This window comes from Mesorhizobium caraganae, assembly GCF_016836705.1.
Lineage (GTDB): Bacteria > Pseudomonadota > Alphaproteobacteria > Rhizobiales > Rhizobiaceae > Mesorhizobium > Mesorhizobium caraganae.
Map to the genome: position 1 here is coordinate 186,393 of NZ_JAFCGY010000006.1, position 17,847 is coordinate 204,239.

Sequence of the window (17,847 nt, forward strand, 5' to 3'; positions counted from 1 at the left end):
TCAGCGGCTTGCCGGCGCGCGGCCGTAGAGCAGGAGCATGGCGACGATCACGACGCCATAGATGATCTGTCGGCCGGCTTCAGGCATCTGCATGACCGAAAGGATGGATTGCAGGAGCGTGATCAGGATGACGCCGGCGACAGTGCCGAGATAGGAGCCGCGCCCACCGAGGATCGAGGTGCCGCCCAGCACCACGGCGGCGATCGACGGCAGCAGATAGGCGTCACCCATCGACTGCGCCGCCTTGGAAGCATAGCCGGCGAGAAGCACCCCGCCAAAGGCGGACAGCCCGCCCGATATGGCGAAGGCGATCATCACCACGCGCCGTGTGTCGATGCCGGAGAGATAGGCGGCACGCTCGCGGTTGCCGATGCCGTAGACGCTGCGGCCGAAGCTGGTGCGGGTCAGCATGAGCACCATCGCAGCACCGATCAGCGCCCAGATGATGACGGCGTTGGGCACGCCCGGAATGGTAAAACCTGTCGCGAGATAACGCATGGCGCCGGTGGCCGAATCCTGTGGCGAGAAGCCACCTGTATAGACGACCATGAGCCCTTGCGCGACGGCGTTGGTGGCGAGTGTGATGATCATCGAGGGAATGCGCAGATAGGCGACACCGATGCCGTTGACGACGCCGATCAGCACGCCGCAAAAGATGCCAAACGGAATGGCCAGCGCCACACCGATCGGGCCATAGGCCGCGGCCGCCGCCGCCATCATGGCGCCGACCGCCACCGACCACGGCACCGACAGATCGATCTGGCCGAGCAGGATGACCAGCATCATGCCAGTGGCGATGACACCAAGGAACGACGCCACCTTGAGCTGCTGCAACAGATATTCCGGTGACAGGAAGCTTCTGGAATAGAGGCTGCCGAGAAACAGCAACAGCACGATGCAGGCAAAGGCGGTGAGCACCGCCGGATCGGCGCGGCGGATGAATTTCGGCATGCGCCCGGCGATGCCGCCGATGGTCGTCTCGCTCACAGGAACCACTCCAGCCGGTTGCGGACCCGAAACAGGGCGAAGGCGCCGAGGCTGACCGCGATCAGCAGGATAACGCCCTGGAACAGCGGCTGCCAGAGCGGGTCGAAATCGAAGACGAACAGCAGGTCGCCGATGGTGCGGAAGGCGAGCGCGCCGAAGATGGCCCCGATGGCGCTGCCTTTGCCGCCGAACAACGAAACGCCGCCCAGCACGACGGCGGCGATCGAGAACAGCGTGTAGGCGTTGCCGCTGGCATAGGCCGCGTCGCCCGTATAGGTGAAGAAGGTCAGGAACAGCCCGCCGATCGCCGCCAGCAGCCCGGCAAGCGCGTAGGCGGCGAACTTGCCGCGCCGGATCGGCACACCTGACATGTAGGCCGCCGTCTCGGATGAGCCTGCGGCGTAAGCGGCACGGCCAAGCACCGAACGGCTGAACGGCACCCAGACGATCAGCACCACCGCAAACAGCGCGGCCAGGCTCGCCGGCACCACGCCGAACAGGCGCCCGGTGAGCGCATCGGCCAGATCCTCATTGACCGAGCCGCCCGGGAACGGCCTGAGCAGCAGTGCGATGCCGAAATAGACGGCACCCGTGGCGATGGTGGCCACGATCGGCTGCAGTCGGCCGTAGATGACGATGGCGCCATTGATCGCGCCGCACAACAGCCCGGTGCCGAGCACGGCGACCACGCCCAAGGCGGTCTCGAGGCCGGTGCCGATGACCAGCCAGGAGGCGAGGCAATTGGTCAGCGTGAAGATCATGCCGACGGAAAGGTCGATGCCGGCGGTGATCACCACCAGCGTCTGCGCCATGGCGACGAAGGCGAGCAGCACGCCCTTGTTGGAGGCCGTCTGCACGACATTGGCGGTAAATCCCGCCGGATGGTTCGCGGTGTAGATCGCGAACATGACGATGAAGATGGCGAACGCCAGCAGCGTTCCGCGTTGTTCGGCAAGCCAGTAGCGCCAATCCTTCACGCGTCCGCTCCGTGCCTGGGGGTGGCGTCGCCACCATGGATGTTGAGCGCGCTGGCGATCAGCGCCCGTTCGGTGATCTCGGCGCCGACCAGCTCTCGCTTGACCGCGCCGTCATAGAGCACCAGCACCCGGTCGCAGCAGCCGATCAGCTCGTCATAGTCGGTCGAGTAGAACAGGATAGCGGCACCCGCGTCCGCGAGCTTGCGCATCAGTTGATACAGCTCCTGCTTGGTGCCGACGTCGATGCCGCGCGTCGGATCGTTGAGCAGGATGATGCGCGGCTGGCGCATCAGCCATTTGGCGATGACGACCTTCTGCTGGTTGCCGCCCGACAGCGCGCCGACCGGAATGTCGAGGCCCGCCGTCTTGATTGCCAGCAGCCCCACCATGTCGTCGATCAGCCGCTGCTCGGCGGCGCGGTCGATGATGCCGCCTTTGGACAGCCGGTCGAGAGCCGCGAAGGACAGGTTTTCGCGCACCGTCATTGGCAGCATCAACCCTTCCGTCTTGCGATCCTCGGGGATCAGCGCCATGCCGATCCGGTCGTCGCGCGCCGCCGCCGGGCTGGCGATCGCCACCGGCTTGCCATCGATCAGGATCTCTCCGGAGAGACCGCGCAGCACGCCGAAGAAGGCAAGCAGCAACTCGCGCTGGCCCTGGCCGTCGAGGCCGCCGAGGCCCACCACCTCGCCGGCCGCGACGGTCAGCGAGACATTGTCCAGCCGGTCTGTCCACGACAGGTTGCGCGCTTCGAGCACCGGGGCGGCAGTAGCCGGCAGGCGCACTGGCTTGGGCGGAAAAATATGGCTGTATTCTCGCCCGATCATCAACTCGACGACCTCATTGTCGCTCTTGGAGCCGGCGACATAGCTGGCGACATTGCGGCCGTTGCGAAACACCGTGCACTGGTCAGCGAGCTCTGCGATCTCGTTCATCCGGTGTGAGATGTAGAGCAGTGCCAGCCCTTCCCCACGCAACCGCTTCAGCACCGCGAAGATCTTGGCGACATCGGCGGCAGCCAGCGCCGACGTTGCCTCGTCGAGGATCAGGATGCGCGGCTTCCTTGCCAATGCCTTGGCGATTTCGACCATCTGCCGTCTCGAAAGCGGAAGATCCTTGACCAGCGCCAGCGGATGGATGTCGGCCGCGCCCGCGCGTGCCAGCGCCTCTTCGGCGATGCGGCGCTGCGCCTTGCGGTCGATCATGCCGAACCGGGTCGGCGGGTCGGAAATGACGATGTTGTCGGCGACGCTGAGTTCGGGGACCAGCGACAATTCCTGGAAGATGCAGACGATGCCGGCCTGGTTCGCGGCGGCCGGCGAGGCAAAGCTGACCTCCCGCCCGTCCAGCGTCATGGCCCCCTCGTCGGGCGCCACCACACCGGCCATGACCTTGATCAGCGTCGATTTGCCGGCGCCGTTTTCGCCGAGGATGGCGTGGATGCTGCCTGACGTGACCGAAAGTTCGGCCTTCTCCAGCGCACGCACGCCGCCATAGCGCTTGGAAATGCCTTCCATGCGAAAGAGTGGAACCGCACCGTCCATCAGCCCTCCGGGGCAGTTTTATGGATTGAGATGGCAAATGGTTCGGCGCTGCGGAGCATCCCGCGGCGCCGAATGTGCAGCCTATTGGTCCGCCTTGGTCTGGCCCATGATTTCCTGCGCGGTGAAATTGATGCCGCAGGTCGGGAAGGAATTGCCGACGAAGAAATTGTCGGACTGGTCAGGGAAGTAGTCCTGGCCTTCCTTGAAGTTCGGATCCTCGACGATGGCGAGCGGCAGCTTGACCGATTGCGGTACGACCTGACCCTCAAGTGCGGCGATCGCCGTCTTGATGGCGACCGCGACCTGGGCAGGGCCGGTGCCGGCCGAGGAGCATTTCAGGCCGTCCGCCGCGTGCGCCGCGCAGAACTTGCGGAAGCCGTTCTCGGTTTCGCCGCCGAACGGCACGAAAGGATGCTTGGCGTCGATCATCGCCTGGACGATGCCTGTGTCGCCGCCCTGGCCGGTGATGCCGACGAACGGACCATTGGTGGCGATCGCGTCAGCCGTGACCTTCTGCGCTGTCGGATCATCCCACTTGCCGGCGACTTCGGTGACGTCCCATTTCTTGCCCGAGGCGTCGAAGACCTCGTGGATGCCGTTGTGGCGGTCGGTATCGACCGAAGTGCCGGCAACGCCGCGCACTTCAAGTATCTTGCCGCCATCCGGTATATGGTCGACCAGCCATTTGCCCCACAGCGCGCCAAGACCCTTCTGGTCCACGTTGACGTTGATGGCGTCCTTGGTGTCGAGGATGTTGTCGAAGGCGACCAGCACGACGCCGGCTTCCTTGGCGCGCTTGATGACCGGCCCGAAGGCGGTCGGATTCTGCGCGTTGACGACGATGGCGTCAAAACCGGAATCGATGAAGTTGTTGATCGCCGAGATTTGCGCCGGCACATCCTCGCCGGTCGATACGACCTTGAATTCCTTCAACTTTGCCGCGACGTCCTTCTGCGCAGCATAGGCCTTGGCCGTCTGGATCATCTGGATGCGCCAGGTGTTGGCGATATAGCCGTTGGCGAGCGCGATGCGGTATGGGCCTTCCTTCTTGGGGAATTTGAAGAACTGAGTATCGGCCGCCCACGGCGCGAAGCAGTCGGGCTCGGCCGCTGGTCCCTTGACGACTTCAGGTTCGGCCATGGCTGACGAACTCAGCATGACGAATGCAGTGGCGGCAACGATGCCGCCAACAAGTGACTTGATCATCGATATTCCTCCCGTTTGCAGTTCTGCTTGATGCTGCTTGATGCTGTTTGTCGTGGCTATTTTCCACGCCCGGCGAAGGCTCTCCAGCCTTGCCGGCGGCACGTCTCAAGGGCCCGAAGCCGGCCCGATCCCTCCCCCTCGCCGCTTCACGGGCGAGAAACGAAACCTAGCATATTATACATAATAAACAAGCATGAGCTGTTGCTTATGTATAATAAACAGGCGTGGCTCCTCAACCACAACGCCTGTCTGATAAAATGGTAGCGCTACCATGACGATGTGTAAAGCACCATTTGCTGAAGTCGCCAAAGCGTGTTCAGCGTTCCGTGCTCTCGCGGGGCTTGAGCTCGAAACCAAGATCGACAACCCGCTGCTCAGGCCTTCGCCCGGCGATCGCCGCCAGCGCCATGGCAACAGACCGGCGACCGATTTCATAGCGAGGGGTGCGGATGCTGGTGAGCGGCGGGAACGCCGCCTGCATCATCTCGAGGTCGTTGAAGCCGACAATGCCGATTGTCTTCGGCACGTCGAGTGCGGCGCTATGGCATTCGAACAGAACGCCGAGCGCGATATCGTCATTGTTGCAGAAGACGCCGTCGAGCGCCGGCATCTTGGCCAGCGCATCGCGAAGCAGCTCGCGGCCGAGCGTCACGCTGGACAACAGCGGCGTGGTGGTGATCAGCCGCGGATCGAACAGGCCGGCCCTCTCCATTGCCGCGCGATAGCCGGCAAGGCGTCGCTGCGAGCGCGGATCCATGCGCGCGCCGATGAAGCCGATCCGCCGGTAGCCCGCCTTGATCAGGTGCTCGGTCGCCGTGCGGCCGCCGTCGAAATGCGAGAAGCCGACCAGCATGTCGACCGGATCGGGCCCGGTCTCCATCACCTGCACCACCGGGCAACCGGCGCTCTCCAGCAGTTTTCGCGAGGTCGGTGTCTGGTCGATGCCGGCCACGATCAGCGCCGCCGGACGCTGTGGTGCGAACACCTGCAGCAGGCGCTCCTCCTCGAGGCCGGAATAATGGGTGTTGCCGAGCTGGACGCGGAACGGGCCGTCCGACAGGCTGTCATAGATGCCGCGCACCACTTCGGCGAAGACATTGTTGGTGAGCGACGGCACCAGCACGCCGAACACATCCGCACGCGCCGAGGCCAGCGCCCGCGCATTTGGGTCCGGCACATAACCGAGCTCGTCGACGGCGGCCTGGATCTGGCGGCGCAGATCCTGGCTGACGCGGTCGGGCTCGCGAAGCGCTCGCGACACGGTGATGGCGCCGACGCCGGCCTTGCGCGCGACATCGGCGATCGTCGGGCGGCCGCCGCCGCGGCGCGAGCGCGGCTTGGTCACGGTCCTGCCCTCTGCACCGCGCGCGATTGCGACTTCGTCGTCTCTGTCGCCATGTTTGTCCGGCTTCCCCACTACGCCATGCCAGCTTGGCGTCGCGCAGCAACTGACGATTGTCAAGCTGATGGCGGTTTCCAACTCCTTGACAAAGTTGGGCAGCGGGCCGTTTTGCCAAAAAGCTAGGTCGGCCTTTTCTCTGGCCGGCTTAACGGTTCCCCGCTATTGGCCGGCCAGCTTCATAGGAGTATGGTGTGATCGCGGAAAGGGAAATTTCAAAACGGTCCATCGGCCATGTGCAGGTTGACCCTCGCTCTCGCCTTCGTGCTGACCTGTGGCCCGGTGTCTGCAGTGGAGCATTGGTTTGCTCATGACGGCGACACGCTGTGGCATGACAAGAAACGTGTTCAGTTACTCGGTATCGATGCCCCCGAACTTTCCCAGCCATGTTTGATGCCGCTGACAAGATCTGGCCCTGCGGCAGGTATGCGCGTGACCACATTCGCCATCTCATTGCCTCTGGGGATGTATCCTGCACCATCGAAGGCAAGGACCGCTATGACGATGATGTCGGCGTCTGCTTCGTTGGGAGCATCGATCTCGCGCGCGACCTGGTGAAACACGGATTGGCGGTCGCCGACAAACAAGCGCCTCGATACCTTGCCGAAGAGCGCGAAGCCCGCAGTGCCAAACGCAACTTGTGGGCAGGGGCATTTATCGACCCCGGCGAATATAGACGGGGTGGTCGCCCATAGCTGCTACGATGGCCCAGGACGGCGTTAAGGCGCAGATCGAGGAGGATAACGCCGAAGCCGAATGGGCGATAGGTCGTTACTTCCTCTTCGGTGTCTGAGGTGGCACTAGTGTGACATAAGGTGTCCTCGGCTCCTTGCGGGGCTCCCGGTAAAACGGGGCCAACTCGCCGGGTGGTCCGAGTGATTTGATGTAAAGATACACCGAACGCAAGTCGCTGTCGCTCATGGCTTGGACTTGGTACCAGGGCATTGGCGGCAAATTGACCTTGTTCTTGAGGTGGTCGACCCATTTGTCCTCGTTAAAGCCCATCGCCAAGTCCCTGAGGTTTGCTGCATAGGTCGTGCCCCATGGACCCTGCCAGCCAACGGAAGAGCCTTTCAATGCTTTCTCCGGGTCGATTTTCCCATCGGCTTCACGGTATCCTTCCGTGTGGCAGAAATGGCAGCCACCTATGATCGAAATATACAAACCGCGTTCGACGGAAACTCCATCGGCCGCCAGCAGGCTGGAAGGCACGATGCACAGAGCGCCGGCCGCAAAAATATCGATTGTTCGCATATTCGCTGCCTCCCCATGACTGATTGCCGCCCATCATACGTGAATGATCAGCAACATTCGACGGGCATCGTCAAGGCGGGCAAATTTCAAACTGAGACACTACCGAGGGTTGCGGCCTCGCCGGCTGAAGTCTTCAGGCCGTAACCATGGCCGGGCGCCGCGCCCGCCAAATCAGCAGCAGGATAGCTCCAACGTTGACCAGGTTCCACGCGATCCCGTTGAGGAAGGCCGCGGCGTAGGAGCCGGTCAGGTCATAGATCCAGCCCGACATCCAGCCACCGATCGCCATGCCGAATATGGTCGCCATCATGACGATGCCGATACGCTGGCCGGCCTCCTTGGCGGGCAGGTATTCGCGCACGATGATGGCATAGCAAGGCACGATGCCGCCTTGCGACAGGCCGAACACCAGCGACACGACGTAGAGCGAGGCGAGCCCGTCGAACGGGATGTAAAACAGCAGCGACAGGCATTGCAGCACGGAACCGATAAGCAGCGTTTTAACGCCGCCGATGCGGTCGGCGACAAAGCCGGAGGCGAGCCGGCTGACGACGCCCGCGGCCATCATGATCGACAGCATGTCGGCGCCATGCGCGATGCCGTAGCCAAGGTCCATGCAATAGGCGACGATGTGCACCTGCGGCATCGACATTGCCACGCAGCAGCCGAGGCCGGCGATGACCAGCAGCATTTGCAGTGCCGCCGGCGAGATTGAAATTGGCTGTACAGGCCGGCTTCCCGGCGAGCCGGCCGCTGCCGCGTCCGGAGCGCCGCGCCGCAGCAACAGCACCAGCGGTATCATGGTGACCAGACAAAAGACGCCGATGGCGGCATAGGTAAAGCGCCAGCCTTCCGCCTTGATCAGCGTCGGCATGATGGTTGGCCAGAGCGTTCCGGCGAGGTAGTTGCCCGCGGCCGCCGCCGTGACGGCGACGCCGCGTCGACGGTTGAACCAGTGCGAAATGTCGGCGATCAACGGTCCGAAGATCACCGATGAGCCAATGCCGATCAGCACCCCCTGGGCAAGAGTGAATTGCAGGATCGACGTCGACGCCGCCGCGAGCAGGAGTCCGGCGGCGAGTGCCACCGAGGAGATCAGCGCCGGGATCCAATAGCCCATGCGATCGATGGCGCGGCCGACCAGCACATTGCCGGCGGCAAAGCCCACCATGGTTGCGGTGTAAGGCATCGATGCCGCCGCGCGGTCAACGCCGAATTCGGCCTGCACGGCCGGTAACACCACCACGACGGCCCACATGCCGACGGCGCCAATCGTCGCCAGCAGGATCGAGATGGCGAGACGCATCCAGGCATAGGAGCTGTCGATGCCAGGGTTGCTCGCCGGGTTGGCGACGATGGGGGTCAAGGCGTTTCCTGTCCGCGGTTCCGGGAAGTCGACCACCGCCACTATCGGCGCATTCGCGGCGACGGGCAGCGCCACAGCGGCCCGATCCGTGGCTCCAGCGGCCAGGCGATTTTTTCGGGAACCGGCAACGCTCTGTCTGAGTTTTGCGACAGGAAGGAGTTTGCCATGACCGCGAAGAAAAAATGGTCAGCCGAGGTGACCGAGCATAGCGACGCGATGGACCTCGAGGAACACATCTTCGAAGCCGACGATGCCAAAAAGATCGCGGCTTCGCTCAAACGTTCGGCTGAGCACAGCGACCGGCGCAAGGCCGAGCCATTCCAGTCGGCCATGTCGATGCTGAATTTCTATATCAACCGAGTCGGCAAGAACCTGCCGCAGGCGCGCCGGAAAGTGCTTGAGGACGCCAAGGACGAACTGCGCGTGGCCTTCGGTCGGCAAGAGCAGGCCTAAGCCTCACGAATGGTTCTGCCAAACTCGCCTGAACTGGACCTAGTGACAGGTCCTCTTTCCCTCCAGTTTGCCAGCCTCGGCATTGCGTTCCCCAAGCCTGCAAAGTGGCGGCATGACGGTCAAGATCGGCATCAATCCCATCACCTGGAGCAATGACGATGTTCCCGAACTCGGCGGCGACACGCCGCTGGAGACATGCTTGTCGGAAACCATGCAGGCCGGCTATCGCGGCACCGAGCTCGGCGGCAAATTTCCCAGGCGAAGCGACGAGCTTGGAGCGATCCTGTCGTCCTATCGGCTGGAACTCGTCTCCGGCTGGTATGACGGTCGCATTCTCGACCGCACGGTCGACGAGGAATTCTCCGCCATCACGCCGCATCTGACCTTGCTGCGCGACCTCGGCGCCAAGGTTGTCGTCTATGCCGACACATCACGCGGTCGGCATGACGGCATCTTTGCCCCGATCTCGCAGCGCCCGCGTCTGGCCGATGACGAATGGGCGGCCTATGGCGAGAAGCTGACTGAGCTCGCCGACCGTATGGCCGCCTTCGGCGTCGGCATGGCTTTCCATCATCATATGGGCACCATCGTCGAGACCGACGACGAGGTCGACAGGCTGATGGCTGCGACCGGCAAAAGCGTCGGCCTGCTGTTCGACACCGGCCATTGCCTGTTTTCGGGCGGCGACCCGGCCTCTCTCTTGAACCGACATCTCGACCGCATCGTGCATTTCCATTGCAAGGACGTCCGCGCTGCCGTGCTGGAAAAAGCGCGGCGCCAGGACATGAGTTTCATGGCTGCGGTGATGGAGGGGATTTTCACCGTGCCCGGCGACGGTTCCGTCGATTTCCTGTCGCTGCTGCAGCCACTCGCCAAACGCGGTTACGACGGCTGGATCGTCGTCGAGGCCGAACAGGATCCGGCCAAGGCGCATCCCTTGACCTACGCCACGAAGGGTTACGCTTCGCTTCTCGCCACGGCCCGCAAGGCCGGGTTTGAGGTAGCGACACGGGACTTGGCCTGACCATCGCCGGGGGGCTGGTGGTTGGCCGGTTGGGCGCGCGCCTCGGTAGGGGTAGCGACGCGAAAGCGCCCGGCGATCCGCGCCGCCGTCCTCCCCTGGCGGCGCGGATCGCAATTCTCGGCACCGGCTTGGGAGGTCGGATTTTAGACCCCGGAGTTTCCGGCCGCAGAGTTTCCAGCTTGAGGCTGGCGGCAAGCCATGCCTTGATGCAGGTGGAGGAGCGATATGGCATTCGAGGCGGCACTCGGCATGGAACGGCTTTGCACCATCCGTGAGATTGCGCAAAAGGCGGAACTCGGCGCCGCCACCGTGCATCGCGCGCTGAAGAACAGCCGCGAGGTCCATCCCGAAACCAGGCGGCTGGTGCTCGACACCGTCTGCCTTCTCAACGAAGAGAAGATCGCCCGCGCAGCCAGGTTCGGCGGAGACTAGACTTTGGCCGACCATATGCGCCTTTCCCTCGACATCATGTCGGTCGACCGCGCCTCGGACGAGCCGATGCACCGGCAGATCTACGGCGCCTTGCGGCGCTTCATCCTCGACGGCCAGATCCAGCAGAACACGCTTTTGCCCTCGACCCGCTCTCTGGCCGAGGATCTGAAAGTCGGCCGCAACACGGTGATCGCCGCCTACGACCAGTTGCTTGCCGAAGGCTTCATCGAGGCGCGCGCCGGATCCGGCACCTGGGTGGCGCCGATCCAGCAGAAGCGCCCGCCGGCCTCGCTGCGCGCCGGTCTCGCCGCTCCGCAAAAATTGTCGCGGCGCGGCCAGACCATCGTCAACGGCCCGCAGCCGCCGCGCAATGCCGGCGTCATCAACTTCCATCCCGGGGTGCCGGAAACGGCATCCTTCCCCTTCACCATCTGGTCGAGCCTTCTGGTGCGCAATGCGCGCAGCCGTGACGAGAACCTGCTTGGCTATCTCTCCTTTGCCGGCCATCCGGGCCTGCGCCAGGCCATCGCCTCAACCATCAGCCTGTCGCGCGGCATCAACTGCACCGCCGACCAGGTCATTATCGTCACCGGCGCGCAGGCGGCGCTCGACCTCGCCTCGCGCGTGCTGATGGACGAAGGCGACCATGTCTGGATGGAGGAGCCCGGCTATCTCGGCGCCAAGAGCGCCTTCCTCGCCAGCGGCGCCAGGCTCGCGCCATTGAAGGTCGACCGGCACGGCTGGCACCTCGCCGACCCCGAGCTGCCGCCACCACGGCTGATCTATGTGACGCCGTCCTGCCAATGGCCCTTCGGTACCATTATGCGCATCGAGGAGAGACTGCAGCTGCTCGACATCGCCGAGCGCCACGGCGCCTGGATCGTCGAGGACGATTATGACGGCGAGTACCGTTTTCGTGGCCGGCCCGTGCCGGCTTTGCGCGGCCTCGATCATGCCGACCGCGTCGTCTATATCGGCTCCTTCGGCAAGACGCTGATCCCGGCGCTGCGCATCGGCTATCTCATCGTGCCGCGCGAACTGTCGGTGCCCTTCGACCGCGCAGTCTCCATCACCGGCCAGTTCGCGCCGCTGATCCTGCAGGCCACGGTCAACGACTTCATCACGCAAGGCTACTTCGCCACGCATCTGAAGCGCATGCGCCGGCTCTATTCGCGCCGGCAGGCCAATTTCGTCAAGCTTTGCCAGGAACATTTGTCTGAATGGCTGACGGTAACCGAGAACGATTCCGGCATGCAGCTGCTGGCGAGTTTTACAAGACCCTACAAGGACAGCGACGTCGTCGCCGCCGCCGTGAAGGAAGGGTTGGACGTGCAGGGCATTTCGATCAACTACCATTCAAGCGAGCCGGAACACGGCCTGCTGCTCGGCTATGCCGCGATGGACGAACGCCAGATCCTGCGCGCCGTGCTGGCGTTGCGTGCCGCCTTCATGCGGCTGGACCGGCAGTAGGCCGGCCCAGAGCGGCGCGCTTCAATTCACGCTGTCGAACTTCTGCAGATCTACTGGCGCTGCCTTGCGCACCTCGACATCGTCCAGCGAGGCGTTTTCCAGCGCCACGCGGGCTGCCGCGTCGATGTTGTGGATCATATCGGCAATATCGGCATCGCCATGCGCCGGGTTCATTGCCACCATCACCGTGCGGTTGAGGATGTCGAGCGACCCCTTGCCGAGATCGTCGGCATAGGTCAGCCGCAGACCCTTGTTTTCCGGCAGCGTGTAGGGATTGAGCGCCGGGTGATGCGCACCCTCATGCATCAGCACCTGGTCCCACTGGGTAAAATTGTGGCGGCCGGTCTTGCCGGCAATGACGCTCGGAATGGTCTTGGAAAAGGTTTGCGCCGACTGTTCGCTCGGCAAAAGATACATCACCTGCGCCGCGCAGTCGTCATCGGGGCTGTTCATCGGCGATGGCGTCAGGCCGAGGTTGCCGAGATGGCGCGTGCCGGCCAGCACCTTCTTCTTCTCCGCCCGCATCGCCTCGATGATGCCATCGAGACGGTCGAGCTGGACATTGAGCATTGCGCCCATCAGTTCCGAGGCGCGCGCGCCGATGCCGGCGAACGGCTTGATGCTGTCGCTGCGGCCTTGCCAGTAGAAATGGCAGGGATCGATGGCGCAGCGCGCCCGCTCCGCCACCTTCGGATCGCTGGCGGCGATGCCGCCGCCTTCGCCCGACGTCATGTTCTTGAAGTAGTTGAAGGAATAGGCTCCGGCATGGCCGATCGAGCCGAGTTTTTTGCCTTCATAGCCACCGCCAATGCCCTGGCATACATCTTCCAGCACCAGGAGCCCGCGCTTTTTAGCGATGTCCATGATGGCATTCATGTTGCAGGCCGCGCCCCACATATGCACCGGGATGACCGCCTTGGTGCGCGGACCGATGGCATCGCGCAGGGCTGCCGGATCGATGGTCAGGCTCTCGTCGATATCGACAATGACCGGTATGGCGCCAACCGACAGCACGGCGGTTGCCGTCGCCATATAGGTGTGCGCCGGCACCAGCACTTCGTCGCCAGGCCCGATGCCGAGGCCGATCAGGCCGGCGGCAAGCCCATAGGTGCCGCTGGCGGCAAGCGCGAAATGCTCGACGCCGAGATGCCGGGCATAGCGCGCCTCGAAGCGGTCGCATTCGCTGTTGTCGCCATAGCGAAACAGCGCGCCCGAGCGGATCACCCTGGCAATGGCTTCGATCTCTTCTTCGCCGGCGGTGTACATGGCAGCTCTCCACATCGCTTGATGGTGTGAAAGCTCTACGCTTGCCGGCGCTGTTTGAAAGAACCACTCCGCCGCGATCGGACCAAGCCATCCCGGGTGCGCGAGGACGCGTTTGACGCCGAATGTGGGCATAACGAATGAAATCGGCATTCCACAATGCAAGCCCCGCGGAAAAATCGTACCCATCCGAATTCGCTGAAGTGGCCCTGTTGGAAAGCCGGCTTTGGGCGTTCCATCGCGTCCAGTTGGGCAAACGGTCGGTTCCATGCAGCACGGGACACACTTTGGAAGACCCTCGCAACCGGCGTGCCGGCAAAACGGTGGCCGTTCATGAATGCCCCCATAAATGCCCAAAGGCGACAGCTTGTGCTGCATGAAGACGATGTCGGCATGTGCCATGGCGCCAACAGCGCCTTCCTCGAACTGACCGGGCTGGGCGCCTGCAGCTCCGGCGCGGTGATGGTGCCTTGCCCGTGGTTCCCCGAGATGGCCGAAGCGGCAGCTGCGGACCCTGCCCTCGATCTCGGCGTCCACCTGACGCTGAACAGCGAAAAGCAGCAGTACAAATGGCGCCCGTTGACCTCGCCGTCGCGCGCGGCCGGCCTGACCGACGAGTTCGGCTATTTCTGGCCCGATGTCGCGACCACCCGCCGCAAGGCGGCACCACAAGCAGTCGAGACCGAACTGCGCGCCCAGATCGACACCGCCTATCACGCCGGCATCGACGTCACCCATCTCGACGCCCATATGGGCGCGGCCCTGTCGCCCGAGTTCTGCGACGTCTACATCAGGCTCGGCCTGGAATACCGACTGCCGGTGCTGCTGACCAAAACCCTGTCGGCCTATTCGCCCAACGACAATCTGGTCGGCGTCACCGAAGCGGCATTCCAGCGCGGCGTCGCGGAGGCCCGCGCTAAAGGCTTTGTCATCTTCGACGCCGCCATCCAGACGACATGGGGCCGCCCGCGTTCGAAGCCGATAGAGCCTGCCTACAAGGCGCTGGTAGAAGGCGTGCGTGAAGGCCTGACCTTCTTCTGCCTGCATTTCAACGCGCCGGGCGAGCTCGAGTTGATCGAGCCGCGCTCCGCCTACATCCGCACCGAGGAATATGAGCTGTTCCGTGACCAGAGTTTTCGCGACTGGCTCGACGCACAGGACATCGACATCATCGGCATGAAGCCGTTGCGCGAAGAGCTTCGTGCAAGGCTTGGAAGATCGACACCGGCAAAGGCCCGCAAAGCGGCCACCCGGTCAGCGCTGTAAGCCGATCCTTCGGCCTGCGGCGCAAAGAGGGAATTGGAACTGCAACGACAATGGGAGAATGACATGAAGACCGTTCTGAAACTGGCGCTCGGCGCGCTTGTCTCGATGAGTATGCTGGCGGGTGTCGCGCAGGCGGTCGGCCTGAAGGACCCGAAAGATGTCCGCATCACCTTCGTGGTGCATGGTTCGGCCTCCGATCCCTACTGGTCGGTGGTCAAGCGCGGTGTCGATGATGCGGCCGCACTCACCGGCGCCAAGGTCGAATATTACGCGCCGCAGGTGTTCGACGTGGTCGAGCAGTCCCGCCTGCTCGATGCGGCGATCGCCACCAATCCCGACGGCATCGCCGTCTCCATTGCCGACGCCAATGCGCTCGGCAAATCGGTCAAGGCGGGTCTCGCCGCAAACATCCCGATGGTGGTTCTGGATTCCGGCGAGAAGGAAGGCGCAGAGCTCGGGACGACAATGTATGTCGGCACGGTCTCCGAATATGATTCCGGTAAGAAGGCCGGTGAGCGGCTGGCCAAGGAAGGCACGCTCAAGGTCGTCTGCATCAACCACGAGGTCGGCAATGTCAGCCTCGACCAGCGCTGCCAGGGCTTGAATGACGGGCTGAAGCCTTCCGGCGGCGGCACCGAAGTCCTGACCGTGTCTCCCGATCCGGCCGACATCCAGCGCCGCACCGAAGCCTATCTGTCGGCGCATCCCGACACCCAGGCCGTGTTCGCCCTCGGCGCCACTGCCGCCAATCCGCTGATCCCGTTCTTCCGGCAGAAGGAACTGTTCGGCAAGATCAAGCTCTACACGTTCGACATCAGCCCCGAAGTTCTGGATTCCGTCGTCGCCGGCGAAATGGGCTTCGGCATGGACGCCCAGCAATATCTGATGGGTTATTTGCCGGTGATCTATCTCGTCGAGCACGCCACGCACGGCTTCTGGCCGCAGAACAACGCCTATACCGGCCCGCTGTTCATCGACTCACCCGACAAGGCCAAGGCGATCCTGGCGCTTGCCAAGGACGGCATCCGCTAAAGCAATTCCAGGAAAAGTGTGAAGCGGTTTTCCGTCCGGAATTGCGCGAAACAAGAGAAACGGTGAAACGCTCCAGGCAAGAAACCAAACGGATCGGGGAGCCGCCATGCGCTCCCCGATCTCTGGTCGACATTGCGAAGTGAGCGATTGGGGAGCCTAATGGCAGCCGTGGAAGACAAGGCGATACCTTCAGAAGGGCCGGTCAAGGACCGTTTCGGCATGACGTCGAAGCGCGCCGTTGGCGCCGATGAAAGGCTGGCCAGCACCGGCCGGCTGACGCAATGGCTGCGCCGGCCCGAAGCTGGTGCGGCCGGCGGCCTGATCGCCACCATCATCATCTTCGCGCTGCTGCCGGGAGCATCGAACCTCTATTCGCTGCAGGGGTCGATGACCTTCCTGACGCTGGCGGCCGAACTCGGCATCATCGCCACCGCCGCGGCCCTCCTCATCATTGCCGGCGAGTTCGATCTCTCAGTCGGCTCGATGGTCGGCTTCGCCGGCGTCGTCATCGGGCTGACAGTCAAATACTGGGGCCTGCCGTTATGGGGTGGCATCGCCTGCGCCTTCGCGGTCGCCATCCTCACCGGCTACGTCAACGGCCTGATCGTGGTGAAGACCCGCCTGCCCTCCTTCATCGTCACGCTGGCCTCGCTCTACATCCTGCGCGGCCTGTCGATCGGCATCACCCGCGCCGTCACCGGCCGCACGCAGATCCCATACATCCTCGACGGCGCGCCGGACCCGGCCACCGCCGGCCTGTTCAACGGCCATCTCCTGACCGGCTTCTTCCACTGGATGGGTACGCAAGGCTGGATCGCCACCCGCACCGACGGCATTCCCTTTGTCGTCGGCATTCCGATGTCGATCGTCTGGTGGCTCGGCCTGACCGTGCTCGCCGGTTATGTCCTGACCCAGACCAAATACGGCAACTGGATCTTCGCCACCGGCGGCGACCTCAATGCCGCCCGCAATGTCGGCGTGCCGGTCGACCGGGTGAAGATCGCGCTGTTCATCTACACCGCCTGTGCCGCGACCTTGCTGGCCACCATCCAGGTCATGGAGGCCGGCTCAGCCGACACCACGCGCGGCCTGCTCAAGGAATTCGAGGCCATCATCGCCGCGGTCATCGGCGGCGTGCTGCTCACCGGCGGCTACGGCACCGTCTATGGCGTGCTGTTCGGCGCACTGATCTTCGGCCTGGTGCAGATGGGCATCTTCTACACCGGCATCGACACCGACTGGTTCAAGGTTTTCCTCGGCATCGTCATCCTGATGGCGGTGCTGGTCAACAACTACATCCGCCTCAAGGCGCTCGGACGCGGAGGCGGCAAATGACTCAAGCCATTCAGCCAGCCATGGAACTGCGCGGTGTGTCCGTCAATTTCGGTTCGGTGCGCGCGCTGCAGGACATCGACATCAAGGTCTACCCCGGAGAGGTGCACTGCCTGCTCGGCGACAACGGCGCCGGCAAGTCGACACTGATCAAGGTGCTCTCGGGCGTGCATCGGCCGAGCAAGGGCGAGATTTTTGTCGACGGCAAGCAGGTCGCCTTCCGCAGCCCGCGCGATGCGCAGGACCTCGGCGTCGCCACGGTCTTCCAGGACCTCGGCATGATCTCGCTGATGTCGATCACCCGCAATTTCTTCCTCGGCCGTGAGCCGACGAAGAGCAGTCTGCCCTTCTCGCGTATCGACAAGGAGCGCGCCAACACAATAGCCCGCCAGGCCATGGCCGACATCGGCATTGACGTGCGCGACCCGACACAGGCCGTCGGCACGCTGTCGGGCGGCGAGCGCCAGTCGGTGGCGATCGCGCGCGCCGTGCATTTCGGCGCCAAGGTGCTGATCCTCGACGAGCCGACATCGGCGCTCGGCGTGCATCAGGCGGCAATGGTGCTGAAATTCATCATCGAGGCGCGCATGCGCGGGCTGGCGGTGATCTTCATCAGCCACAACATCCACCACGCCTACCCCGTCGGCGACACTTTCACGCTGCTCAACCGCGGCCGCAACCGTGGCACCTACGCCAAATCCGAGATCTCGCGCGACGAGGTGATTTCGATCATGTCGGGCGGCGAAGATTTGAAGGCGGTGGAAGCGGAGATCGCCGGCCTGCTGGCGCAGATCGGCAATCGACCATCGGCGGCGCCGTGACGTTTCAGACCATCAAGAGAG

General features: G+C 63.5%; 17 protein-coding genes. 9 read left to right on the forward strand and 8 right to left on the reverse strand.

What is annotated here, in order from left to right; translation table 11 throughout:
• The 5 genes from JQK88_RS15360 to gntR form a co-directional block, all read right to left on the reverse strand.
• Nucleotides 1–987: an ABC transporter permease gene (locus JQK88_RS15360; RefSeq protein WP_192259387.1), complete on the reverse strand. Its 987-nt coding sequence runs from the start codon at nt 985–987 to the stop codon at nt 1–3.
• Nucleotides 984–1,964 (reverse strand): ABC transporter permease, encoded by a 981-nt coding sequence (locus tag JQK88_RS15365; RefSeq protein ID WP_203278751.1) that lies wholly within the window; start codon nt 1,962–1,964, stop codon nt 984–986. Before JQK88_RS15365 ends, JQK88_RS15360 begins: the two co-directional genes overlap by 4 nt.
• Nucleotides 1,961–3,508, reverse strand: coding sequence for a sugar ABC transporter ATP-binding protein (locus JQK88_RS15370; protein WP_203278752.1), 1,548 nt, complete (start codon nt 3,506–3,508; stop codon nt 1,961–1,963). Before JQK88_RS15370 ends, JQK88_RS15365 begins: the two co-directional genes overlap by 4 nt.
• Before the next feature lie 81 nt (nt 3,509–3,589).
• Entirely contained in the window at nt 3,590–4,714 is a 1,125-nt protein-coding gene (locus JQK88_RS15375) for a sugar ABC transporter substrate-binding protein (protein WP_192259390.1), read from the reverse strand.
• Nucleotides 4,715–5,030: 316 nt separating this feature from the next.
• The gene (gene gntR / locus JQK88_RS15380) at nt 5,031–6,059 is read right to left on the reverse strand and encodes an HTH-type transcriptional regulator GntR (protein ID WP_203278753.1); all 1,029 of its coding nucleotides are present in this window, start codon (nt 6,057–6,059) and stop codon (nt 5,031–5,033) included.
• A gap of 440 nt (nt 6,060–6,499) precedes the next feature.
• Here gntR and JQK88_RS15385 point away from each other — a divergent pair, with 440 nt between their 5' ends.
• Entirely contained in the window at nt 6,500–6,808 is a 309-nt protein-coding gene (locus JQK88_RS15385) for a thermonuclease family protein (RefSeq protein ID WP_203278754.1), read from the forward strand.
• A 76-nt stretch (nt 6,809–6,884) separates the two neighbouring features.
• On the opposite strand, the gene JQK88_RS15390 is transcribed toward JQK88_RS15385, so the two are convergent.
• Nucleotides 6,885–7,367: a hypothetical protein gene (locus JQK88_RS15390; RefSeq protein WP_203278755.1), complete on the reverse strand. Its 483-nt coding sequence runs from the start codon at nt 7,365–7,367 to the stop codon at nt 6,885–6,887.
• Nucleotides 7,368–7,500: 133 nt separating this feature from the next.
• Nucleotides 7,501–8,673 (reverse strand): MFS transporter, encoded by a 1,173-nt coding sequence (locus JQK88_RS15395; RefSeq protein ID WP_203278775.1) that lies wholly within the window; start codon nt 8,671–8,673, stop codon nt 7,501–7,503.
• Nucleotides 8,674–8,898: 225 nt separating this feature from the next.
• Between JQK88_RS15395 and JQK88_RS15400 the strand changes: the two genes are divergently transcribed.
• The 4 genes from JQK88_RS15400 to mocR all read left to right on the forward strand — a co-directional run bounded on the left by JQK88_RS15400 (nt 8,899) and on the right by mocR (nt 12,112).
• Nucleotides 8,899–9,186, forward strand: coding sequence for a DUF3175 domain-containing protein (locus tag JQK88_RS15400; protein ID WP_203278756.1), 288 nt, complete (start codon nt 8,899–8,901; stop codon nt 9,184–9,186).
• Nucleotides 9,187–9,298: 112 nt separating this feature from the next.
• Complete coding sequence (iolE, locus tag JQK88_RS15405) at nt 9,299–10,210, forward strand: myo-inosose-2 dehydratase (protein ID WP_203278757.1); 912 nt, start codon at nt 9,299–9,301, stop codon at nt 10,208–10,210.
• A gap of 225 nt (nt 10,211–10,435) precedes the next feature.
• Nucleotides 10,436–10,642, forward strand: coding sequence for a LacI family DNA-binding transcriptional regulator (locus tag JQK88_RS15410; RefSeq protein ID WP_203278758.1), 207 nt, complete (start codon nt 10,436–10,438; stop codon nt 10,640–10,642).
• A gap of 3 nt (nt 10,643–10,645) precedes the next feature.
• Entirely contained in the window at nt 10,646–12,112 is a 1,467-nt protein-coding gene (mocR, locus tag JQK88_RS15415; protein WP_246749836.1) for a rhizopine catabolism transcriptional regulator MocR, read from the forward strand.
• Between the two features lie 21 nt (nt 12,113–12,133).
• Here the strand turns inward: mocR and JQK88_RS15420 are convergent, their stop codons facing one another.
• Nucleotides 12,134–13,378, reverse strand: a complete 1,245-nt coding sequence (locus tag JQK88_RS15420; protein ID WP_203278759.1) for a DegT/DnrJ/EryC1/StrS family aminotransferase — start codon at nt 13,376–13,378, stop codon at nt 12,134–12,136.
• Between the two features lie 330 nt (nt 13,379–13,708).
• On the opposite strand from JQK88_RS15420, the gene JQK88_RS15425 reads away from it, so the two are divergent.
• The 4 genes from JQK88_RS15425 to JQK88_RS15440 all read left to right on the forward strand — a co-directional run bounded on the left by JQK88_RS15425 (nt 13,709) and on the right by JQK88_RS15440 (nt 17,826).
• Nucleotides 13,709–14,641 (forward strand): ChbG/HpnK family deacetylase, encoded by a 933-nt coding sequence (locus tag JQK88_RS15425; RefSeq protein ID WP_203278760.1) that lies wholly within the window; start codon nt 13,709–13,711, stop codon nt 14,639–14,641.
• A 63-nt stretch (nt 14,642–14,704) separates the two neighbouring features.
• Complete coding sequence (locus JQK88_RS15430) at nt 14,705–15,673, forward strand: rhizopine catabolism ABC transporter substrate-binding protein (RefSeq protein WP_192259397.1); 969 nt, start codon at nt 14,705–14,707, stop codon at nt 15,671–15,673.
• Between the two features lie 219 nt (nt 15,674–15,892).
• Nucleotides 15,893–17,008, forward strand: coding sequence for an ABC transporter permease (locus tag JQK88_RS15435; protein WP_192260097.1), 1,116 nt, complete (start codon nt 15,893–15,895; stop codon nt 17,006–17,008).
• Nucleotides 17,005–17,826 (forward strand): ATP-binding cassette domain-containing protein, encoded by an 822-nt coding sequence (locus JQK88_RS15440; protein ID WP_203278761.1) that lies wholly within the window; start codon nt 17,005–17,007, stop codon nt 17,824–17,826. The genes JQK88_RS15435 and JQK88_RS15440 overlap by 4 nt, the downstream gene beginning before the upstream one ends.
• The last annotated feature ends 21 nt before the right edge of the window (nt 17,827–17,847 follow it).

What these genes read in the sequence shown, in the direction of transcription:
- JQK88_RS15385 (WP_203278754.1), top strand. Translation starts at nt 6,500, where the DNA reads ATGTTTGATGCCGCTGACAAGATCTGGCCCTGCGGCAGGTATGCGCGT.
- JQK88_RS15390 (WP_203278755.1), bottom strand. Translation starts at nt 7,367, where the DNA reads ATGCGAACAATCGATATTTTTGCGGCCGGCGCTCTGTGCATCGTGCCT.
- JQK88_RS15410 (WP_203278758.1), top strand. Translation starts at nt 10,436, where the DNA reads ATGGCATTCGAGGCGGCACTCGGCATGGAACGGCTTTGCACCATCCGT.
- JQK88_RS15370 (WP_203278752.1), bottom strand. Translation starts at nt 3,508, where the DNA reads ATGGACGGTGCGGTTCCACTCTTTCGCATGGAAGGCATTTCCAAGCGC.
- JQK88_RS15440 (WP_203278761.1), top strand. Translation starts at nt 17,005, where the DNA reads ATGACTCAAGCCATTCAGCCAGCCATGGAACTGCGCGGTGTGTCCGTC.
- JQK88_RS15400 (WP_203278756.1), top strand. Translation starts at nt 8,899, where the DNA reads ATGACCGCGAAGAAAAAATGGTCAGCCGAGGTGACCGAGCATAGCGAC.
- JQK88_RS15435 (WP_192260097.1), top strand. Translation starts at nt 15,893, where the DNA reads ATGACGTCGAAGCGCGCCGTTGGCGCCGATGAAAGGCTGGCCAGCACC.
- JQK88_RS15430 (WP_192259397.1), top strand. Translation starts at nt 14,705, where the DNA reads ATGAAGACCGTTCTGAAACTGGCGCTCGGCGCGCTTGTCTCGATGAGT.
- JQK88_RS15395 (WP_203278775.1), bottom strand. Translation starts at nt 8,673, where the DNA reads ATGCGTCTCGCCATCTCGATCCTGCTGGCGACGATTGGCGCCGTCGGC.
- JQK88_RS15425 (WP_203278760.1), top strand. Translation starts at nt 13,709, where the DNA reads ATGAATGCCCCCATAAATGCCCAAAGGCGACAGCTTGTGCTGCATGAA.
- JQK88_RS15375 (WP_192259390.1), bottom strand. Translation starts at nt 4,714, where the DNA reads ATGATCAAGTCACTTGTTGGCGGCATCGTTGCCGCCACTGCATTCGTC.
- JQK88_RS15420 (WP_203278759.1), bottom strand. Translation starts at nt 13,378, where the DNA reads ATGTACACCGCCGGCGAAGAAGAGATCGAAGCCATTGCCAGGGTGATC.
- iolE (WP_203278757.1), top strand. Translation starts at nt 9,299, where the DNA reads ATGACGGTCAAGATCGGCATCAATCCCATCACCTGGAGCAATGACGAT.